Here is a 16,262-nt window from a genome sequence, read left to right as displayed (position 1 = left end):
CGCGCGCTGGTGGGAGTTCGGGCGGGGTCAGGAGTCCGACGACCGGCCGAGCTCGTTGTCGATGAAGGCCAGGACCTCGTCGGCGCTCGCCGCCTCGATGCGTTCGGTGACGGTGCGGGGGCCGCTGTCCTGCTCGGCGCCGTCCCATCGCGCCAGCAGCTGCCGCAGCCGTCCGGCGACGCCGCTGCGGGTGACCTCGTCGACGCCGTCGGCGGACAACGCCGCTTCCAGACGGTCGAGTTCGGCCAGCGGCGATGTGCTCGCGCCGTCCGTGGCCGCGCCCAGCAGGGCGGGGGCCAGGTGCCGGGCGACGGCGTCCGGTGTGGGGTGGTCGAAGACGAGCGTGGCCGACAGGCGGGCGCCGGTGGCGGCGGACAGCCGCGTCCGCAGCTCGACGGCCATCAGCGAGTCGAAGCCCAGTCGGCTGAAGTCGCGTTCGGCGGGTACGGCGGCCGCCGTGGCGTGGCCGAGCACCGCCGCGGTCTCGGTGCGGACCAGGTCGAGCAGGGCCTGATGCCGCTGCTCGGTATCGAGTGCCGCGAGGCGCTGGGCCAGTCCCCCGGTGCGCGCGGCCGTGGCCGCCGTGCGGCGCCGGCCGCGCACCAGGGTGCGCAGCACGGCGGGAACGTCTCCGGTGGCCGGTGCGGCGGCGCGGGAGAACTGGACGACCGCGGCGAGCGCGTCACCGCGGTCAATCGCGGCGTCGAACAGGGCCAGCCCCCGCTCCGCGGTGAGCGGCGCCACGCCGAAGCGCTCCATGCGTTCCAGGTCGGTGGCGCTCAGCGCACCGGTCATCCCGGCGTCCGGTGCCCACGGTCCCCAGGCGAGCGAGAGGGCGGGCAGGCCCTGGGCGGCGCGGTGCGCGGCGAGCGCGTCGAGGAACGTGTTGGCGGCGGCGTAATTGCCCTGCCCGGGGGCGCCGGTGATACCGGCTATCGACGAATACAGCACGAACCCGGCGAGCGGCAGCCCGCGGGTGGCGTCGTGCAGATGCCAGGCGGCGTCGGCCTTGGGGCGCAGCACCGTGTCCAGGTGCTCGGCGCTCAGCGCGCCGATGGTGGCGTCGTCGAGGACTCCGGCGGCGTGCACGACGGCGGTGAGCGGGTGCTCGGCGGGCAGCTGGGCGAGCAGCGTGTCGAGCGCCGCGCGGTCGGCGACGTCGCAGGCGGCGACGGTGACCTCCGCACCGAGGACGGCGAGTTCGTCGCTGAGCTCCTGGGCGTCGGGCGCGTCGGTGCCGCGGCGGCCGACGAGCAGCAGGTGCTTGAGGCCGTGGCCGGTGACGAGATGCCGGGCGAGTGCGGCGCCGAGGCCGCCGGTGCCGCCGGTGATCAGGACGGTGCCGTCGCGGTCCCAGTCCCGCACCTGGTGCGGGGCGGGCACCGCAGGGTCCTGCGCCGCGTGGTCGAGGCGGGCGACGGTGACGACGCCGTCGCGCACCGCGGCCTGGGTCTCGCCCGCGTCGAGCAGCGCCGGCAGGGACGCGAGCGCGGCGGCGAGGGTCTCGTCGGCGGTGTCCGACGCGTCGAGGTCGAGCAGCAGCAGGCCGCCGGGGTTCTCGGACCGGGCTGCACGTACGAGGCCCCAGACCGGTGCCGCGGCCAGGTCGTGCACGTCCTCCCGGCCCGCGGCGACGGCGCCGCGGGTGACGACCACGAGGCGGGAGTCGGCGGTGCGTTCGTCGGCGGTCCAGCGTTGCAGGAGGCCGAGGACGGCGGTGGTGGTGGCACGTACGGCGGCGGTCGGGCCGCCGGTCGCGGCCGGGTTGCCGGTGACCGGCGCGAGGACGACGGGCGGCACGGGCATCCCGCTGTCCAGGAGCGAGGCGAGCGAGGGCTCGCGCACGGCACGGACGCCTTCCGTCGCGGCGAGGGCGGCGTCGAGTTCGGGCAGGTCGCCGCCGATGACGGCCCACCGGCGGCGCTCGCCGGCCGGTGCGGCCGTGCGCGCCGGTGTCCAGTTGAGCGTGAGCAGCGTCGCGCCGTCGGTGCCCGCGGCCGGGTCCGGACGGTGCCCGGCAACGGCGCGCAGGGTGACGCCCGTGGCGGACAGGACCGGCGCGTCGTGCGCGTCGGCGGCCTCCAGCGTCCAGGTGCCCTCGCCGACCGCGGTGAGGCGCACCCGCAGGGTGGTGGCGGACGCGGCGTGCAGGGTGAGGTTCTGCCAGCAGACGGCGTCGAGCGCCTCGTCGCCGTCCAGCAGGCCACCGGCGCGGGCCGCGGCGTCAAGGAGCCCCGGATGGATCGCGAACGAACCCTCGGCGGGGCCTTGCTCGGCGAGTTCGATCTCGGCGAAGACGTCCCCGTCGCGCTGCCAGGCCGCACGCAGGACGGCCGGTCCGGCGGGTTCGGGGAGGACATCGACGGCGCCGGCGCGCTCCGGCGGCCAGACGGTGCCGGACGCCGGGGTCCGCGGGTCGCCGGTGGCGAGGACGCCGGTGGCGTGCAGGGTCCACGGGCCGGTCGCGGCGCCTTCGGGCCGGGTGTGCACGGCGAGGGTGCGCCGACCCGTGTCGTCGGGGGCGGCCACGCGGATCTGGAGGCGCTGCGCGTCCTTGCCGCGGAGGACGAGGGGTGCGGTGACCGTCAGGTCCTCGACGGTCGTGCAGCCCGCTTCGTCGCCCGCGCGGAGGGCGAGTTCGGCAAGGACCGACGCCGGCAAAACGGCGGTGCCGTCCTCCTCGTACGCGGCGAGCCAGGGCTGCGCGGCGGTCGACAGTCGGCCGGCGAGCAGGAACTCGTCGGATCCGGCGACCGTGGTCGCGGCGCCGAGCAGCGGGTGGTGTCCGGCCTCGAGGCCGAGCCCGGAGGCGTCGCCGGGGGCCGATGCGGCGAGGGAGGGCCAGTAGCGCTCCTTCTGGAAGGCGTACGTGGGCAGCGCCACGCGGCGGGCTCCGATACCGGAGAGGACGTCCGCCCAGTCGATGTCGGCGCCGGCGACGTGCAGGCGGGCCATGCCGGTGAGCAGGGCGCTCTCCTCGTCACGGCCCTTGCGCAGGGCGGGCGTCACGACCGCGTCGGCGGGCAGGACGGCACGCGCCGAGGCAGACAGCACACCGTCCGGCCCGATCTCCAGAAAGGCGGTGACGCCGCGGTCGGCCAGCGTACGCACACCGTCGCCGAACCGGACGGCCTCACGCACATGCCGCACCCAGTACGCGGCGGAACCCAGCTCCCCGGCCGCGGCCACCTCGCCTGTCAGATGGGACACCACGGCGATCCGCGGGTCCTGGTAGGCGATGCTCTCGGCCACGGCGGCGAACGCGTCGAGCATCGGATCCATCAACGGCGAATGAAACGCATGACTGACCGTCAGACGACCGGTCCTACGACCCCGCGAAGCCAGCCGCTCCGCCACCGCAAGGACCGCCGCCTCCTCACCGGAGACCACCACGGACGTCGGCCCGTTCACCGCCGCAATCGACACACCCCCACCGAGCAGCGGCAGCACCTCCTCCTCGGCCGCCTCCACCGCAACCATCGCACCACCCGCAGGCAACTCATCCATCAACCGCGCCCGCGCCCCCACCAGACGGCACGCATCCTCCAACGAGAACACCCCCGCCACACACGCCGCCGCAATCTCCCCCACGGAATGCCCCGCCACAAAATCAGGCCGCACACCCCAACTCACCACCAACCGGAACAACGCCACCTCAACCGCAAACAACGCCGGCTGCGCACACCGCGTCCGCTCCAACAACCCCGCATCCTCACCCCACATCACCCCACGCAACGACACCCCCAACTCACCGTCCAACAACACCAACACCGCATCCAACGCCTCCGCAAACACCGGAAACGCCCCATACAACTCACGCCCCATCCCCAGACGCTGCGCACCCTGCCCGGAGAACAGCAGGGCGGTCGTCCGTTCGCGTGCCTCGGCGCGGGCGGCTTGGGTGAGGCCGTCGGCGCCGGCCAGCAGGACGGTGCGGTGTTCGAAGGTAGCGCGGCTTGTCGCGAGGGATAGTCCGATGTCGGCCGTGGACAGGCCGGGCCGTTCGGCGACGAAGGTGTGCAGCCGCTCCACCTGGGCGTCGAGCGCGGCTTCGGAACGCGCGGAGACGACCCACGGGATGACGGCGGGCGTGCGGGTGGCGGTCGCGGGGGCGGCCGGTTCGCGCGGCGGAGCCTGTTCCAGGACGACGTGGGCGTTGGTGCCGCTGATGCCGAAGGACGACACGCCGGCGCGGCGGGCGCGGCCGGTCTCGGGCCAGTCGGTGTGCTCGGTGAGCAGCTCGGCCGCGCCGGACGACCAGTCGACGCGGGCCGACGGTTCGGTGACGTGCAGGGTCCGCGGCAGGCTGCCGTGCTGGAGGGCGAGGACCATCTTCAGCACGCCCGCGACGCCGGCGGCGGCCTGCGTGTGGCCGAGGTTGGACTTCACCGAACCGAGCAGCAGCGGCCGCGCCGGATCGCGGTCCCGGCCGTAGGTGGCGAGCAGGGCCTGGGCCTCGATCGGGTCGCCCAGCACGGTGCCCGTACCGTGCGCCTCGACGGCGTCCACGTCGGCGGCGGACAGGCCCGCGCTCGCGAGAGCCTGCCGGATGACGCGCTGCTGCGCCGGGCCGTTGGGCGCGGTCAGGCCGTTGGACGCACCGTCCTGGTTGACGGCGGAGCCGCGCACCACGGCGAGGATCTGGTGGCCGTTGCGTACGGCGTCCGACCGGCGCTCGACGACGAGGACGCCGACGCCCTCGGACCAGCCGGTACCGTCGGCCGCGTCCGAGAACGCCTTGCAGCGGCCGTCGGGTGCCAGGCCGCCTTGCCGGGTGAACCCGGCGAAGCCGGTCGAGGTCGACATGACGGTGACGCCGCCGACCAGGGCCATCGAGCATTCGCCCGCGCGCAGCGCCTGGGCCGCCCAGTGGAGCGCCACCAGCGAGGAGGAGCAGGCCGTGTCGACGGTGACCGCCGGGCCCTCGAAGCCGAAGGCGTAGGAGAGACGTCCCGAGATGACGCTGGCCGCGAGGCCGGTGCCCGCGTGGCCCTCGACGTCCTCCTGGGCGCGCAGAACGAGGCCGGCGTAGTCCTGGCCGTTGGTGCCGACGAAGACGCCGGTACGGCTGCCGCGCAGGCGCGCCGGGTCGGTGCCGGTGCGCTCGACGGCTTCCCATGCGGTTTCCAGGAGGAGGCGCTGCTGCGGGTCCATCGCCAGCGCCTCGCGCGGCGAGATGTCGAAGAAGGCGGCGTCGAAGTCGGCCGCGTCGTAGAGGAATCCGCCCTCGCGGGTCGCGCTGCGTCCCCGGCCGTCGCCGGCGAGGATGTCGAGGTTCCAACCGCGGTCGGCCGGAAACGCGTCGATGCCGTCGCGGCCCTCGGCGAGCAGCCGCCACAGGTCCTCGGGCGAGCGGACGCCGCCGGGGAAGCGGCAGGCCATGCCGACGATGACGACCGGGTCGTCGGTGTCCGGGAGGGGGGCCGGCGTGGTGGCGGTCGGGGCTTCCGCGTGCGCACCGGTGAGTTCGCCGACCAGGTGCTCGGCGAGCGCGCGGGGCGTCGGATAGTCGAAGACGAGGCTGGCGGGCAGGGCCAGGTCGGTGGCGGCGGCGAGGGCGTTGCTCAGCTCCACCGCGGTCAGCGAGTCGAAGCCGAGGCCGCGGAACGGCTTGTCGCCGCGGATCGCGTCCGGTCCCGCGTGGCCGAGGACCGTGGCCGCCGTGGTCCGTACGAGGCCGAGCAGGACGGCGACGCGCCCGGCGGGCTCGGTGTCGGCGAGCCGGTGGCGCAGGGCGCCGGCGGCGGTCCGCCGGTCGCGGCGGGTCTCCCGGACCGACCGGGCTGCGGCGCGGGCGGCGGGCAGTTCGGCGAGCAGCGGGCTGGGCCGCAGGGTGAGGAGCGTCTCCAGGAGCTTGGGCTGCCGGAGGTCGGCGAGGACGACGGCCGGTTCGGGCTCGGCGACCGCGCGGGCCAGGGCGCTCATGGCCAGGGCCGGGTCGAGCGGGCCGACGGGCTTGGCCCCGGGGCGGGCGCTGCGCTCGGCCATACCGCCGCCGGCCCAGGCGCCCCAGGCGAGCGACGTGGCCGCACGGCCCTGGGCGGCGCGGTGCCCGGCGAGTGCGTCGAGGACCGCGTTGGCCGCCGCGTAGGCGGCCTGGCCGGGGTTCCCGATGGCGCCCGCGACGGAGGAGAACAGGGCGAAGACCGAAAGGTCCAGGTCGCGGGTCAGCTCGTCGAGGAGGACGGCGGAGGCGACCTTGGCGTGGAACACCTCCTCGAACCGCTCGGGGGTGAGGGAGGTCAGGACGCCGTCGGCGAGGACTCCGGCGGTGTGCACGACACCGGTCAGCGGACAGTCGTCGGGGACGGCCGCGAGGGCCTGTTCGAGCTGCTGCCGGTCGGCGACGTCACAGGCCGTGAGGGTGACGCGGGCGCCGAGTGCGGTGAGTTCGGCGGTCAGCTCGTCGGCACCGGGTGCGGCCGGTCCGCTGCGGCTGAGCAGCAGGAGGTGTTCGGCGCCGTGGGCGGCGAGCCACCGGGCCACGTGGCTGCCGAGCGCTCCGGTGCCGCCGGTGACGAGGACCGTGCCGGACGGCTGCCATGTGGTGGCGTCATCGGGTGCGGCCGGTGCGGGGGTGATGCGGCGGCCGACGGCTCCGGTGGCGCGCAGGGCGATCTGGTCCTCGTCGCCCGCGCCGGTGAGGGCGGCCGGCAGGCGGCGGGCGGTGCGCTCGTCGAGTACGGCGGGCAGGTCGATCAGGCCGCCCCACCGGCGCGGGATTTCGAGGGCGGCCACGCGGCCGAGGCCCCAGACGGCGGCCTGGGCGGGCGCGCGCAGCTCTTCTCCCGGGACGGCGGCGACGGCGCCGCGGGTCAGGGCCCACAGTGGTGCGTCCACGCCGGTGTCGGCGAGGGCCTGGACGAGTGCCGCGGTGGCGGTGGTTCCGGCGGGCACGCCGCCCGCGCTCCGCCGCTCGTCGAGGGCCAGCAGCGAGACGATGCCGGTGAGGTCACTGTGCTGCGCCGTCTCGGTGAGGAGGGCGGCAAGGGCGGCGCGGTCGGTTTCCTCGGCCGCGAGGTCCACGCGGTGGGTGTCCGCGCCGAGGGCGGCGACGACGTCGGTGACCCAGGGGTCGTCGGCGGCGGCAGCGGGTACGAGGACGAGCCGGTGGCCGTCGGTGGGCGCGCCGCCAAGGGCCAGAGGCCGCCAACGCTCTTGGTGGCGCCAAGCGTTGACGGTCGTCTCGGCCTGGCGGCGGATGCGCCAGGAGGACAGGGCGGGCAGGACTGCGCCGAGGCTGTCGCCGTCGATGTCCAGACGCTCGGTGAGCGACTCCAGGTCCTCCCGCTCGACGGCGGCCCAGAACTCGGCGTCCATGGTGCCCGCGCCGCTGCCGGGGTCGGCGACGGCCAGTCGCGGCCAGAACCGCTCGCGCTGGAAGGCGTACGTCGGCAGGTCGGTGGCGCGGGCCCCGGTGCCTGCCAGGGCCGCGGCCCAGTCGACGTCGGCGCCGGCGACGTGCAGTCGGGCCATGCCGGTGAGCAGGGCGCTCTCCTCGTCACGGCCCTTGCGCAGAGCGGGCGTCACGACCGCGTCGGCGGGCAGGACGGCACGCGCCAAGGCAGACAGCACACCGTCCGGCCCGATCTCCAGAAAGGCGGTGACGCCGCGGTCGGCCAGCGTACGCACACCGTCGCCGAACCGGACGGCCTCACGCACATGCCGCACCCAATGGCCGGGATCGGTCAGGTCCGTACCGGATGCGGCACCGGCAAGGTGGGACACGACGGGAATGCGCGGGGCGCGATAGGCGATGCTCTCGGCCACGGCGGCGAACGCGTCGAGCATCGGATCCATCAACGGCGAATGAAACGCATGACTGACCGTCAGACGACTGGTCCTACGACCCCGCGAAGCCAGCCGCTCCGCCACCGCAAGGACCGCCGCCTCCTCACCGGAGACCACCACGGACGTCGGCCCGTTCACCGCCGCAATCGACACACCCCCACCGAGCAGCGGCAGCACCTCCTCCTCGGCCGCCTCCACCGCAACCATCGCACCACCCGCAGGCAACTCATCCATCAACCGCGCCCGCGCCCCCACCAGACGGCACGCATCCTCCAACGAGAACACCCCCGCCACACACGCCGCCGCAATCTCCCCCACGGAATGCCCCGCCACAAAATCAGGCCGCACACCCCAACTCACCACCAACCGGAACAACGCCACCTCAACCGCGAACAACGCCGGCTGCGCACACCGCGTCCGCTCCAACAACCCCGCATCCTCACCCCACATCACCCCACGCAACGACACCCCCAACTCACCGTCCAACAACACCAACACCGCATCCAACGCCTCCGCAAACACCGGAAACGCCCCATACAACTCACGCCCCATCCCCAGACGCTGCGCACCCTGCCCGGAGAAGAGGAAGGCGGTGCTGCGCGGCACGGCCACTCCCCTGGCGACCTCCGGCAGGTCTCCGCCGGGGGCGTGTTCTCCGCCGGGGGCGAGCAGGACGGCGCGGTGTTCGAAGGCGGAGCGCCCGGTCGCCAGGGTGAGGGCGGTGTCGAGGGCGGGGAGGGGTGCGGCGCGCAGGCGGGCGAGCTGGGCGTCGAGCGCGGCTTCGTTCTTGGCGGAGACCGGCCAGGCCACGGCGGTCGGCGCGGGCCGGTCGCCGCGGGCGGCCGGGGCCGGTTCGGCCGGCGGGTGCTCCAGGATGACGTGGGCGTTGGTGCCGCTGATGCCGAAGGACGACACGCCGACGCGGCGCGGGTGGCCGGTTGCGGGCCAGGGAGTCTCCTCGGTGAGCAGGTGGACGGTGCCGTCGGACCAGTCGACGTGGGAGGACGGTGCGGTGACGTGCAGGGTGCGCGGCAGGGTGCCGTGCCGCATCGCCATGATCATTTTGACCAGCCCGGCCGCGCCGGCCGCGGACTGGGTGTGGCCGATGTTCGACTTCACGGAACCGAGCAGCAGTGGCCGTTCGGGGTTCCGGCCCTCGCCGTAGGTGGCGATGAGGGCCTGCGCCTCGATCGGGTCGCCGAGCGGCGTGCCGGTGCCGTGCGCCTCGACGGCGTCCACGTCGGCGGCGGACAGGCCCGCGTTCGCGAGAGCCTGCCGGATGACGCGCTGCTGCGCCGGGCCGTTGGGCGCGGTCAGGCCGTTGGACGCACCGTCCTGGTTGACGGCGGAGCCGCGCACCACGGCGAGGACGCGGTGGCCGGAACGCCGGGCGTCGGAGAGGCGCTCCAGGACGAGGACAGCGGCGCCCTCGGACCAGCCGGTGCCGTCGGCCGAGTCGGAGAACGCCTTGCAGCGGCCGTCCTGGGCGAGGCCGCCCATCCGGGAGAACCCGGCGAAGTTCGCGGAGGTCGTCATGACGGTGACGCCGCCGGCCAGCGCCATGGAGCACTCGCCCGCGCGCAGCGCCTGGGCGGCCAAATGGAGCGAGACGAGCGAGGAGGAGCAGGCCGTGTCGACGGACAGCGCCGGGCCCTCCAGGCCGAGGGCATAGGCGAGACGGCCGGAGACGACGCTGACGGCGAGGCCGGTCGTGGCGTGTCCGGCGATGTCGTCGCGGGAGCGCATCACGAGGCCGGAGTAGTCCTGGCCGCTGACGCCCATGAAGACGCCGGTGCGGCTGCCGCGCAGGGTCAGCGGGTCGATGCCGGCCCGCTCCGCGGCCTCCCAGGACACTTCGAGCAGGATGCGTTGCTGCGGGTCCATGGCGAGCGCCTCGCGCGGCGAGATGCCGAAGAAGGCGGCGTCGAAGTCGGCCACGTCGCGCAGGAATCCGCCCTGGCCGCCGAGGTCGCCGGGCTCGCCCCCGCCGATCGGCGGGTGGAGTTCCCACTCGCGGTCGGCGGGGAAGCCGCTGATGGCATCGGTGCCGGAGGCCACCAGGTCCCACAGGTCCTCGGGCGAGGCGACGTCGCCGGGGAAGCGGCAGCTCATGCCGACGATGACGACCGGGTCGTCGGTCGCGGCCGTCGCGGGCTCGGGGGCGGAGACTTCGACGGCGGCCGCCGCGCCGAGGAGTTCGTCGAGGAGGTACGCGGCGAGCCGGTCCGGGGTCGGGTAGTCGAAGATCAGGGTGGCGGTCAGGGTGAGGCCGGTGGCCTTGCCGAGTCGGTTGCGCAGTTCGATGGCGGTGAGCGAGTCGAAGCCGAGGCGGCGGAACTCGCTGCACGGGTCGACGGATGCGGCGGAGCGGTGGCCGAGGACGGTGGCCGCCTCGGCGCGCACCAGGTCGACGACGAACGGCGCCCGCTCCCCCTCCGGCAGGGCGGCGAGGCGTTCGGCGAGTCCGGCGCGGGAGACACCGGCGGAACCGGCGCGGGTGCGACGCCCGCCGGCGCGTACCAGGCCCCGCAGGAGGGCGGGGACGCCGACGGCGGCGGGCACCGAGCCGCCGGTGAGGCCCAGCGGCACGATCAGCGGCTCGTCGGCGGCGGTGGCGGCGTCGTACAGGGCGAGGCCGCGCTCGACGGACAGCAGCGGCATGCCGCCCGCGTCGCTGACGCGCCGTACGTCGTGGTCGGCCAGGCCGCTCGTCATGCCGGCGCCCTGCTCCCAGGCGCCCCAGGCAAGCGAGGTGGCGGGCAGGCCGAGGGCGTGCCGGTGCGCGGCGAGCGCGTCGAGGAAGGCGTTGCCCGCCGCGTAGTTGGCCTGTCCCGGGCCGCCCATGACGCCGGCCGTCGAGGAATACAGGACGAACGCGGCGAGGCCGAGGTCGCGCGTCAGCTCGTGCAGATGCCAGGCGGCGTCGACCTTGGGCCGCAGGACGGTGCCGAGGCTCTCGGGTGTCAGGGACGCGACGGTGCCGTCGTCGAGGACGCCGGCGGTGTGGACGACGGCGGTCAGCGGGTGCGCGGCGGGGATGCCGTCGAGGAGCGCCGCGAGGGCGTCGCGGTCGGCGGCGTCGCAGGCGGCGACGGTGACCTGGGCGCCGAGGGCGGCCAGTTCGTCGCGCAGTTCCCGGGCGCCGGGCGCATCGGGGCCGCGGCGGCTGGTGAGGAGCAGATGGCGGGCGCCGTGCTCGGTGACGAGGTGGCGGGCGAGCACGGCGGCGAGGCCGCCGGTGCCGCCGGTGATCAGTACGGTGCCGTCGGGGTCGGGGATGGGCGGCAGGGTGAGGACGATCTTGCCGATGTGCTGGGCCGTACTCATGAAGCGGAAGGCGTCCTTGGCGCGCCGGACGTCCCAGGTGCGGACCGGCAGCGGGCTGAGCGTTCCCGCGTCGAACAGCTCGACGAGGGCGGTGAGCATCTGCTGGATGCGGTCCGGATCGACCATGCCGAGGTCGAAGGACCGGTAGCGGATGCCGTCCGGGACGTCGGCGGCATCGCGGATGTCGGTCTTGCCCATCTCCAGGAACCGTCCGCCGTCGCCGAGCAGCCGCATCGAGGCATCGACGAACTCACCGGCCAGGGCGTTGAGGACCACGTCGATGCCGCCGCCACCCGTGACCGCGGCGAAGGCGTCGGCGAAGTCCAGGGTGCGCGAGGAGGCGATGTGGTCGTCGGCGACACCGAGGGAGCGCAGGACCTCCCACTTGCCCTCGCCGGCGGTGGCGAAGACCTCGGCACCGAGATGCCGGGCGATCTGCACGGCGGCCATGCCGACGCCGCCGGCGCCCGCGTGGACGAGGACCTTTTCGCCGGGTCGCACGGCGCCGAGGTCGACCAGGGCGTGGTAGGCGGTGAGGAAGACCAGCGGCATGGCGGCCGCGGCGTCCCAGGTCCAGTCGTCGGGGACGCGGGTGAGCAGCCGGTCGTCGGCGATGCCGAGCGGGCCGAATCCGCCGAAGAGCATGCCCATGACGCGGTCGCCCGGGGCGAGTGCGGTGACGTCGGGCCCGATTTCGGTGACCACGCCGGCCGCCTCGGAGCCGAACAGGCCGGCCTCGCCCGGATACATGCCGAGCGCGTTGAGGACGTCGCGGAAGTTGAGGCCCGCGGCGCGGATGCCGACGCGGACCTCGTGGCCGGTCAGCGGTCGCCGGGCCTCCGGGTGGGGCAGGAGGGCGAGTTCGTCGAGGCTGCCCTTGGCCCGGCTGTCCAGGCGCCACGGGGTGCGGGCGGGCGGTACGAGGGAGCGGCCGGACTCCAGGCGGGCGAGGCGGCCGACCCGGACGGTGCCGGAGCGGACGAGGACCTGCGGTTCGTCGGAGTCGAGGAGGCCGGGCAGTGCGGGCAGTTGGGCGGCGGACTCGGCGGTGTCGTCGAGGTCGGCGAGCAGGATGCGGCCGGGGTTCTCGGACTGCGCGGAACGCACCAGGCCCCACAGCGGCGCGGCGGCCAGGTCGAGCGCGCGGCCCTCGCCGTCGGCGACGGCGCCGCGGGTGACCAGGACGAGCCGTGAGCGCGCGAAGCGGTCGTCGGCGAGCCATCGTTGCACCAGGTCGAGGGCGGTGCGGGTGAGGTCGTGGGCGGCGCCGGGTCCCCGGTCGGTGTCGCCGTGCAGGGGCACCGCGACGACGTCGGGCACGGGGATGTCGTCGCGGGCGGTGAGTTCGGCGAGGGAGGCGAGCGGCGCGCGGACGGCGGCCACGCCGGTGCCGTCCGTGCGGGCGGCGGTGAGCGCGGCGCTCAGGCCGAGGGTGTCGTCGCCGAGGACGGCCCAGGTGGCGGGGGTGTCCGGGGTGAGCGCGGTGCGCGGCGTCCAGTCGATGCGGAAGAGGGAGTTGACGTCGCCCCGCCGGCCCGCGTCCTGCGGAGCCGGTCCGGCGGCGCGCAGGGTCAGCGCCTCGACGGAGACGACGGGTTCGCCCTGCGGGTCGACGGCGACGATCTCGACGGCGTCCTCGCCACAGCCGGTGATGCGTACGCGCAGGGCGGCGGCGCCGGAGGCGTGCAGGGAGACGCCGTGCCAGGCGAACGGCAGGAGGCTGCGGTCGTCGCCGTCGGCGGAGGCGAAGAGGGTGCTGTGCAGGACGGAGTCGAAGAGCGCCGGGTGCAGGCCGAAGGCGTCGGCATCGGCGACCTCGTCGGGCAGCGCGACCTCGGCGTAGATCTCCTCGCCGCGCCGCCACACCGCGCGCAGGCCGCGGAAGACGGGGCCGTAGTCGAGGCCGTTGCCCGCGTACCGCTCGTAGAGTCCGTCGATGTCGACCGCGGTGGCGTCGCGCGGCGGCCAGACGGCGGTGTCGAAGCCGATGGTGTGCTCGCCGCCGGTGACGCGGCCGGTGGCGTGCTGCGTCCAGTCGGCGTCCTGGTCTTCGCCGGGCCGCGCGTAGAAGCGCAGGTCGCGGCCGCCGTCCTCGTCCGCGGCGCCGACCGAGATCTGCACCTGGACGGCGCCGGTGCGCGGCAGGACGAGGGGCGCGGCGAGCAGGAGTTCCTCGACGCGTTCGCAGCCCGCCTGGTCGGCGGCGCGGACGGCCAGCTCCAGGAATCCGGTGCCGGGGAAGAAGACCATGCCGCCGACGACGTGGTCGGCGAGCCACGGGTGGGTGGCGAGCGACAGGGTGCCGGTGAGCAGGAGTTCGTCGGAGCCGGCGACGGACATCGCGGCGCCGAGCAGCGGGTGGTCCGCGGAGGCGAGGCCGAGTCCGGTGGCGTCGGCGGCACGGTAGGTGGCCTTCGGCCAGTAGCGCTCGTTCTGGAAGGCGTACGTCGGCAGGTCGGTGCGGCGGGCGCCGGTGCCCGCGTAGAAGGCGGTCCAGTCGACGGGCACACCGGCCGTGTGGAGGCGGGCGAGCGCGGCGACCGCGGCGGGCTCCTCCGCGCGGCCCTTGCGCAGGACGGGGAGGGCGACGGCGTCGGTGGCGGACTGTTGGGCCATAGCGGCGAGCACGCCGTCGGGGCCGAGTTCGAGGAAGACGCCGACGCCGGCGTCGGCGAGGGTGCGCAGGCCGTCGGCGAAGCGCACGGCCTCGCGGACCTGCCGGACCCAGTAGTCGGGTGAGCAGAGCTCGTAGGTGGTCGCGACGGCGCCGGTGAGATGGGAAACCACCGGGATTGCCGGCTCGCTGTAGGACAGGCTCTCGGCGACGGCCCGCAGGCGCTCCAGCATCGGGTCCATGAGCGGCGAGTGAAAGGCGTGGCTGACGCGCAGGCGCGTGGTCCTGCGGCCCGCTGCGGCCAGTTGCCCGGCGACGGCGAGGGTGGCGGCCTCTTCGCCGGAGATCACCACGGCTGCGGGGCCGTTGACGGCGGCGAGCGAGACGCCGTCGGTGAGCAGCGGCGTCACCTCGTCCTCGGCGGCCTCGACGGCGACCATGGCGCCGCCGCGCGGCAGGGCCTGCATCAGTTCGGCGCGGGCCGCGACCAGGCGGCACGCGTCCGCCAGGGAGAACACACCCGCGACATGCGCGGCGGCCAGTTCACCGATGGAGTGCCCGGCGACGAAGTCCGGTGCCAGGCCCCAGGATTCGGCGAGGCGGAACAGCGCGACCTCGAGGGCGAAGAGGGCGGGCTGGGTGAACCCGGTCTCGTTGAGGCGCGCTTCGTCCTCGCCCCACATCACATCCCGCAGGGACGCACCGAGCGCGCCGTCCAGGTGGTCGAGGACGGTGTCGAGGGCCGCCGCGAACACCGGGAAAGCGGCGTGGAGTTCGCGGCCCATGCCGAGCCGCTGCGAGCCCTGACCGGAGAAGAGGAACGCGGAGCGGGTGCGGCCCGCGGCACGGCCCTCGTACGTGCCGGGCGCCGTTCCGTCCCGGAGCCAGGCGGCGAGGGCTTCCCGGCCGGTGGTGCCGGCCGGGTCGGTGACGACGGCGAGGCGGTGCTCGTGGGTGGCGCGCGTGGTGGCGAGGGAGAACGCGGTGTCGAGGGCGCGCGGGGCGCCGTCGAGGTGGGCGACGAGGGCGGTGGCCTGGTCGCGCAGGGCCGCTTCGGTACGGCCGGAGACGAGCCACGGCAGGGCCTGCGGGGCGCGGGGCGCGGTGTCGTCCTCGGGGGCGGCGGGCGGTTCGGGTGCCTGCTCGACGATGACGTGGGCGTTGGTGCCGCTGACGCCGAAGGAGGAGACGCCGGTGCGGCGCGGCCGGTCGCTGTCGGGCCAGGGCCGGGACTCGGTGAGGAGCTCGACGGCTCCGGAGGTCCAGTCGACGTGGGTGGAGGGCCGGTCGACGTGGAGGGTCCTCGGCAGGACGCCGTGCCGCATCGCCATGATCATCTTCATCACGCCGGCGACGCCCGACGCGGCCTGGGTGTGGCCCATGTTGGACTTGACGGAGCCGAGCAGCAGCGGCCGTGCGCGGTCCTGCCCGTACGTGGCGAGGATGCTCTGCGCCTCGATCGGGTCGCCGAGCGGCGTGCCGGTGCCGTGCGCCTCGACGGCGTCGATGTCGCCGGTGGTGAGGCCGGCGTTGGCGAGGGCCTGCTTGATGACGCGCTGTTGGGAGGGGCCGTTGGGCGCGGTGAAGCCGTTGGAGGCACCGTCCTGGTTGACGGCGGAGCCGCGGATGACGGCGAGGACCGGGTGGCCGTTGCGGCGGGCGTCGGAGAGCCGCTCCAGGACGAGCACACCGGCGCCCTCCGACCAGCCGGTGCCGTCGGCGGAGTCGGCGAACGCCTTGCAGCGGCCGTCGCGTGCGAGGCCGCCCTGCCGGCTGAACTCGACGAGGGAGCCCGGCGTGGACATCACATTGACGCCGCCGGCCAGGGCCAGGCCGCACTCGCCGCCGCGCAGCGACTGCACGGCCAGGTGCAGGGCCACCAGCGACGACGAGCAGGCGGTGTCGACGGTGATCGCGGGGCCTTCGAGGCCGAGCGTGTAGGAGAGGCGGCCGGATGCGGCGCTGGCGGCGATGCCGGTGCCGACGTCCCCGGTCGCATCGTCCAGGGAGCGGACCAGGAGGTAGGCGTAGTCCTGGCCGTTGGTGCCGATGAACGCGCCGGTACGGGTGGCGCGCAGCCGGCCGGCATCGATGCCGGACCGCTCGATCGCCTCCCACGCGGTCGTCAGCAGGAGCCGCTGCTGCGGGTCCATGGTGACGGCCTCGCGCGGCGAGATCCCGAAGAAGCCGGGGTCGAAGTCGGCGATGCAGTCCAGGAATCCGCCCTGCCGGCTGACGGACGTGTCGCGGGCGTCGGTGCCGCCGGCGGCCAGCGCCTGAAGGTCCCAGCCACGGTCATCGGGGAATCCGGACATCACGTCCCTGCCGGACGCCACCATCTCCCAGAGCGCCTCCGGGGAGTCGACGGCTCCGGGGAAGCGGCAGCCCATGCCGATGACGGCGACGGGTTCCTTCGCCGCGGCGACGAACATCCTGTTCTGCCGTCGCAGCCGGTCGGCCTCCTTGACGGCGGCGCGGAGTGCTTCCACAACGTTCTCGGGCGCGTTCATCGTCTGCTCCATCAATCGCG

Annotated in this window: 1 protein-coding gene; it reads right to left on the bottom strand. The window is 75.0% G+C overall.

What is annotated here, in order from left to right; translation table 11 throughout:
- Positions 1 to 27: 27 nt before the first annotated feature.
- The gene (locus tag ACIGWZ_RS38435) at positions 28 to 16,242 is read right to left on the bottom strand and encodes a type I polyketide synthase (RefSeq protein WP_400072532.1); all 16,215 of its coding nucleotides are present in this window, start codon (positions 16,240 to 16,242) and stop codon (positions 28 to 30) included.
- Positions 16,243 to 16,262: the final 20 nt, after the last annotated feature.

The organism is Streptomyces sp. NPDC053427 (assembly GCF_044544985.1).
Lineage (GTDB): Bacteria > Actinomycetota > Actinomycetes > Streptomycetales > Streptomycetaceae > Streptomyces.
This window is presented reverse-complemented; position numbering and strand designations above follow the sequence as displayed.

Excerpts from the sequence above, each read along its gene's own strand:
- ACIGWZ_RS38435 (WP_400072532.1), bottom strand. The coding sequence starts at position 16,242 with ATGAACGCGCCCGAGAACGTTGTGGAAGCACTCCGCGCCGCCGTCAAG.